At 69.2% G+C, this 1,304-nt stretch carries 1 protein-coding gene and 1 pseudogene; both read right to left on the minus strand.

Annotated elements, in window-relative coordinates; genetic code table 11:
* Positions 1–30 precede the first annotated feature (30 nt).
* Entirely contained in the window at positions 31–927 is an 897-nt protein-coding gene (locus BM093_RS34840; RefSeq protein ID WP_093357745.1) for an IS3 family transposase, read from the minus strand.
* Positions 924–1,160: pseudogene (locus tag BM093_RS34845) on the minus strand (transposase); the annotation flags it as partial. The gene BM093_RS34840 and the pseudogene BM093_RS34845, both read right to left, overlap by 4 nt.
* Positions 1,161–1,304: the final 144 nt, after the last annotated feature.

A 1,304-nucleotide genomic window follows, 5' to 3' on the forward strand; every position in this document is an offset into this window, starting at 1 on the left:
TGAGCTTCCCCCGGTTTCCCGGAGTGCGGGTTACCTGTCGGCGTCGCGCTGGGCGCGACGATAGTTGTCCTCGTACTCGTCCGGTGAGAGGCCGCCGAGGCGGGCCTGGATCCGGCGCGGGTTGTACCAGCCGTCCAGGTAGCGGATCAGCGCGTGCTCGGCCTCGCGGCGGGTCGCGAACGTTGTACCCGGCCAGTACAGCAGCTCGATCTTGATCGTGGACCACAGGTTCTCGGCGAGGGCGGTGTCGTAGCTGTCCCCTGTGGACCCCGTCGACGGGGCGACACCGGCGTCGACCAGGCGCTGAGTGAACCGCAGCGCCGTGTACTGGGCTCCCTTATCGCTGTGAAAGATCAACTGCCCGGGTCGCAGGTCCCGGGAGCGCAGGGCGTGGTTGAGCGCGGTCAGCACCAGCGCCGTGGTCGCGCGCGGGTCGGTGGCCCATCCGACGACCCGGTTGGAGAAGGCGTCGCGCACCGAGGCGAGCCAGAGCACGCCCTCGCCCGTGACGATCCGGGTCAGGTCAGCCACCCACACCCGATTCGGCGCGGAGGCGGTGAAGTCGCGTTCGAGGAGGTCCGGCGCCGGCCGGTGGGCGGGGTTCTGCCGGGTGGAGCCGTGCTTCCAGCCGCGGCGCAGGTGCGCGCCCTGCAGGCCGTGCTCGCGCATGATCCGCTCGACCCGCTTGCGCCCCACGTGCACGCCCTGGCGGCGCAGTTCCAGCCACACCCGCGGCGAGCCGTAGGCGGGGGCGAACTCGCTCACCGACCGGATCTTCACGATCTGCTCGAGCAACACGGCATCGTCGAGCTCGCGCTGCGACGGAGCGGCTCGCCGGGCGCGCCAGTCGTAGTAGGTCGAGGACGCGATACCGAGGACCCGTAGTACGAGACCGGCGGGGAAGTCATGGGCATCGACGAAGCTCATGACCACCTCCGGGTCGGGCCGATCTCGCTGGCGAAATAGGCGCTCACCGCGCGCAAGACCTCGTTGACCCGCCGCAGCTCGGCGTTCTCCTTCGCGAGCCTGCGGTTCTCGGCCGCCATGTCGGTCGTCGGCCGATCATCACGTTCGCCCTTGTCGGCCTCGGCCTGGCGCACCCAGTTGCGCAGGGCCTCGTGATGCACGCCGAGCTGCCCGGCGAGCCCGCGGAACGTCGGATGAGGTCGGACTCCCGATACAGCCGAACCGCTCGTTCACGCAGCTCATCGGGATACTTCTTCGGTGCAGCCACCAGTGCCTTCCTTCCTGGCTCTCAAGATCGAACCAGTCTTCAGACACTCCGGCAAAGCGGGGGAACCTCA

Origin of the sequence: Pseudonocardia ammonioxydans, from assembly GCF_900115005.1 — a bacterium.
GTDB lineage: Bacteria > Actinomycetota > Actinomycetes > Mycobacteriales > Pseudonocardiaceae > Pseudonocardia > Pseudonocardia ammonioxydans.

Excerpts from the sequence above, each read along its gene's own strand:
- BM093_RS34840 (WP_093357745.1), bottom strand. The coding sequence starts at position 927 with ATGAGCTTCGTCGATGCCCATGACTTCCCCGCCGGTCTCGTACTACGG.